4 protein-coding genes are annotated in these 4130 nt (G+C 42.0%); 3 read left to right on the top strand and 1 reads right to left on the bottom strand.

Annotation, left to right across the window (positions count from 1 at the left end):
* The 3 genes from BDR01S_RS26140 to BDR01S_RS24240 form a co-directional block, all read left to right on the top strand.
* Window positions 1-182, top strand: a 182-nt coding sequence (locus tag BDR01S_RS26140) for a hypothetical protein (protein WP_218007896.1), incomplete at its 5' end; no start/stop codon positions are given.
* Window positions 183-290: 108 nt separating this feature from the next.
* A complete protein-coding gene (locus tag BDR01S_RS24245; protein WP_066248539.1) occupies window positions 291-1415 on the top strand; it encodes a 3D domain-containing protein in 1125 nt (374 codons plus the stop codon).
* Window positions 1416-1593: 178 nt separating this feature from the next.
* Window positions 1594-3279: a hypothetical protein gene (locus BDR01S_RS24240; RefSeq protein WP_066248536.1), complete on the top strand. Its 1686-nt coding sequence runs from the start codon at window positions 1594-1596 to the stop codon at window positions 3277-3279.
* A gap of 502 nt (window positions 3280-3781) precedes the next feature.
* Here the strand turns inward: BDR01S_RS24240 and BDR01S_RS25995 are convergent.
* Complete coding sequence (locus tag BDR01S_RS25995; RefSeq protein WP_169801478.1) at window positions 3782-3919, bottom strand: hypothetical protein; 138 nt, start codon at window positions 3917-3919, stop codon at window positions 3782-3784.
* Window positions 3920-4130: the final 211 nt, after the last annotated feature.

Raw genomic sequence — 4130 nt, 5'->3', positions numbered from 1 at the left:
TCTATTTATTAGCTCGGATGATTAACCTACCGCCCCCCGAGTCCTTTTTTTTATTTCAGCCAATTTCCCCCCACCTGGTGCCTGACACCAAGAAAGGGATACCAGAAAAGCACCCTCCAAAAAGCGGCACCACCACGAACATTCCTGTACTAAAAGTAGACACTGTTATGACACAGAAATGACACCTTTTATTGTAATATGACAAAAAGTGATGTACTTTTAATATTTTTGTAACATTGCTGGCATATTCTTCTGGTATAAATAAGAGTACTAAGGAAGGGAGAAAGCGTATGCAAACGACAAAAAAGCGTATCATTCTCGTGTTACTTACCATCATGCTATCAGTAACGGGGTCTATGGTTACATATGCACAAACAAGCAGTGAAGACCTACATAACGCGAAGCAGCAGTTAGAACAGAAACAAAAAATTGTGGAGCAAAAAGCCCAAGAAAAGCAAACCGTTAATCAAGAAATAGATAAAATTAAACAAGAATTGAACTCTCTTTACAGTGAGATTACAAAAAACAAAGAGATAATGGCGAACACACAGCAAAAAATAGACGAAACAAACCAACTGATTGAAAAAAAGAAACAAGAAATTGTTGCCCTCGAAGATAAAATTCTTGCCCGGACAGGAATCATGAAGCAGCGGGCCGTCGCACTTCAACAAAATGATTCCATCGATGTGATGATTAACCTATTCTTCGAGTCTGATAGCATCTCAGATTTTATCCAACGCGCGAGCGCTGTTTCAACCCTGATGGATGCAGATAAAGATATTTTGGGCTCCCAGAAGGAAGACCTGCAGCTGATTGAAAATGATAAAAAAGAGATTGATAGACAAGAACAAATATTATTAGCAGACCAAGAGAACCTTTCAAAACAGCAAAATAATCTTGATCAAAACATGCAAAAACGCCAACAAGCTTTAACCATAATGCAGCAAAAATACAATCAAATCCTTCAACAAATGACGCAGGCGGAGCAAGAAAAAGCAGGCATTGAATCACAACTGAAAGAGATTCAGGCGCAAATTAAAAATGAACAAGAAGCGGCAAAAGCACCTGCGCCAACAACAAAAGCAAAACCGGCACCATCTTCAGAAAAAGAAACAAATGCAGCCGTAAGCGGAAAAGAGATGTACGTCACTGCCACGGCCTACAGCCCGGAAGAGTCCTACCATATTACTGCAGCCGGCTACAATATTCGTAAGCATCCGAATATGAAATTGATTGCTGTTGACCCAAGAGTCATCCCGCTTGGAAGTAAAGTCTGGGTGGAAGGATACGGCATCGCCGTTGCCGGTGACACAGGCGGCGCAATTAAAGGTCATAAAATCGACGTGTTAGTGCCAACCACATCCAAGGCATTACAATGGGGTAGAAAAACCGTGAAGATTATTGTTTTAGACTAATATCATTATAAAAAAATGACCTAACAGGAAAAAACTGTTAGGTCTTATTTTTTTCGAAAGGATTTATGTTAAAATAGCTCATGGTTTTCCAACGACGACCTCGTTGCGGATCGTATAGTTATCAAATAAAATAAATTAATAATGTTAAAAATTAATAGAATTGATAGGTAGGGGTTCGATGATTGAATTAAAGCTGCGTTCCATTTTAAAACAAATAAAAAATGAAAATCCGCAAAAAAGATTTGAGGCTCTTGATCAGCTTTTCCAATATAAGCTTCAGGATGGACTCGAGGTTCAAATCGATGTGTTAAAGGATATGATCCAAACGGCTGCATCAACCTTTCCGGCCCAAGTCGATCATTGGGATAACCCCTCATTTTATCTGATTGACTTTGTTTGTGACTTTCCGATGCCGGAAGTGATTGAGGGACTCCTAAAGCATTTGGACAGATTTGATCCGCATGCAAAGGTGCGTGCCATGGAATTGTTGCTGGCAACAGAGGATGAGGGGATTTTTTATCTGCTCGAGGAAAAAATGGCCGAGCTTATCCTGACAGAGGAAATCCATATTCCCGTCAAGGAACTGGCTGCTTATCCGATGCTGGGCAAGGGAATCCTGGATAAAACACTCGACCAACTCCATGCCAAACACTATAAATTTCAGCTTTATGAGTTAGTATTATCACTGGTCTCATCCGGAATCGAACAGGGCTATAAAAAAGGAATCATCCTTCCGTCCCTGCTCAAGGATTATCAGGCAGTAAAACAGGAGTACCTCAAATTTGACGCCGATTTTTCAAGCAAATATGTATACACAGCTTGGAAAGACAGTTATTTCGCCGTCCGGTCGCAAATGCGGTTGCTGATTGGCTTAATGGAATATTATTTTTCAACGGAAATTGGGCCTGAGCTCGAGCAGGCAATGTCTTTCCGCGATCCCTTGATAAAAACAGAGGCGCTTTTAGTCTGTGTTGCGAAAAACCTGCCATATAACCCAAACACACTGATTGAAGCAGCGGAGCATATCGAAAGTGCAGAAATGGTTTATTGGGAATTAACGGAGAGAAATCTCGAACACCTCTATCCAATCTCGGAAGGAAAGCAGCCTCATTTGGCGAAAACCAGGCTGTATTCGACGATTATCAACCTGCCCGAGGAAGAAGGGGGAGTCATCCACTACCCTAAGAATATTCAACTTATCGATCAAGTGGAAATGGAAAACAGCTATGGCCAACCGGTCCGCTATTATTTGCTGAGTTTCTTCGAGAACGGGACCCGATATGCGGGCTGGGCAGGTGGCTATGCTTTAGAGGATGGCGAAGATACCGCCGAACTATGGGACGGCAGCTACACCGATTTTGTCGAATGGGATTCAGCCAGCATCGAAGAACATAAAGTTGCTTTTTTTGAAAAAAGAGCCCAGGAAAAAGAAGAACATGAAACCAGTGTCTATTTTGAAAGCAAACCGCGTCTCAGCCGGGGCGCCTGGTTCTTTCTCAGCCTTGCAATAATTCATTGGATTAAAGAGGCGGTCACCGGATTTTCAGAAGCAGGAATTCCATTTTTAGTAGCACTAACCGTGATCGGCGGTTCGATGTGTCTATATGAACTCACCAAAAATAAAAACAGAAAAATTGAGATCGTCGGCCGGCAATTGGTGAAAATGGACGGATCCAAGCAGCACACCATCGGCTTGCACGAAATCAAAAAGGTCGAATACAACAAAAAGAAAGTACTCGTCTACAATAAGAAAAATGAAGTCGAGTTTACCTTCCCACTCAGCTGGGTCCGCTACGAACTGTTTTACGTCCGCATGAGCGAGCACACCGACCACCTAAAAGATCGACCGTATATCCAATCTTAACTGGGAAGGGCGGACCTTAGTTCCATCTTGGTGTCACATCATTGGTGTCAGGCACCGTTAATGGACAGATTTGCTTTTTTGTCCGTGTGGTGTGTACAGGTCAATCTCGCTAATGAGATTGGCCCTTTTTCTATTCTTTCATTTCCCGTCCAAAGGAAAAATCTGCTCCTGGGGTAAATGGAGGACCCTTCCACTTACCATTCAAAGGAAAAAATTGCCACGGCGGTAAATGGAGAGTCGTTTCATTTCCCGTCTAAAGGAAAAAGTTTCTTCAGCGGTAAATGGGGAGAGTTTACCGCTGAAGCTATACTTCATTTATCCCTGGATAATTTGTAATCTCACTACGACTAGTTAAATAGACTCGCTTATGCGGCGCTCCGCCCCTTTTCCACAGAAAAATGAGATTGGAATTTTCAATCCAATCTCATTGAACTTCCTATAACTTCATCACAGAAATGCCACTAAAACATCAGGAGGGACAGGTCAAACTGTCCTGCCATGGTCACTTGTTATGACTTTTTTGAGCTTTTAATGCTACTTTTTCAAGTCCATTTCCTCGTTCTTCCGCAAATTCTACATCTGCTTTTGGCAGAGCTGTATTATGTTCCTTCTTCAGTTGGTTATTCTTATTTTTCGCCATTTTTTTCACCACCCATGTTGTTTTTCCTTCAAGGATGCTAACTATACTGTTATCGGCACCCACGATGTTAGTTTGCTTTCTATTTCCTAGAGCTATGCCTGTTGATTTTTTTCAAAGAAAAGCTGCGGATTCCCTTAGCTAGGATCAGAGGAGGGACCCGCACCTATCCGTTGGAGGGGCGGTAGGTTAATTACCCGAGCTAATAAATAGA

It is taken from the genome of Neobacillus drentensis NBRC 102427 (assembly GCF_001591445.1).
Classification (GTDB): Bacteria; Bacillota; Bacilli; order Bacillales; family Cytobacillaceae; genus Neobacillus; species Neobacillus drentensis.
The sequence above is the reverse complement of the archived record's forward strand: the minus strand, read 5'-3'. Positions and strand labels throughout refer to the sequence as shown.

Bases quoted from the DNA above. Each gene is read 5' to 3' on its own strand.
- BDR01S_RS25995 (WP_169801478.1), bottom strand. From the start codon at position 3,919: ATGGCGAAAAATAAGAATAACCAACTGAAGAAGGAACATAATACAGCT.
- BDR01S_RS24245 (WP_066248539.1), top strand. From the start codon at position 291: ATGCAAACGACAAAAAAGCGTATCATTCTCGTGTTACTTACCATCATG.
- BDR01S_RS24240 (WP_066248536.1), top strand. From the start codon at position 1,594: ATGATTGAATTAAAGCTGCGTTCCATTTTAAAACAAATAAAAAATGAA.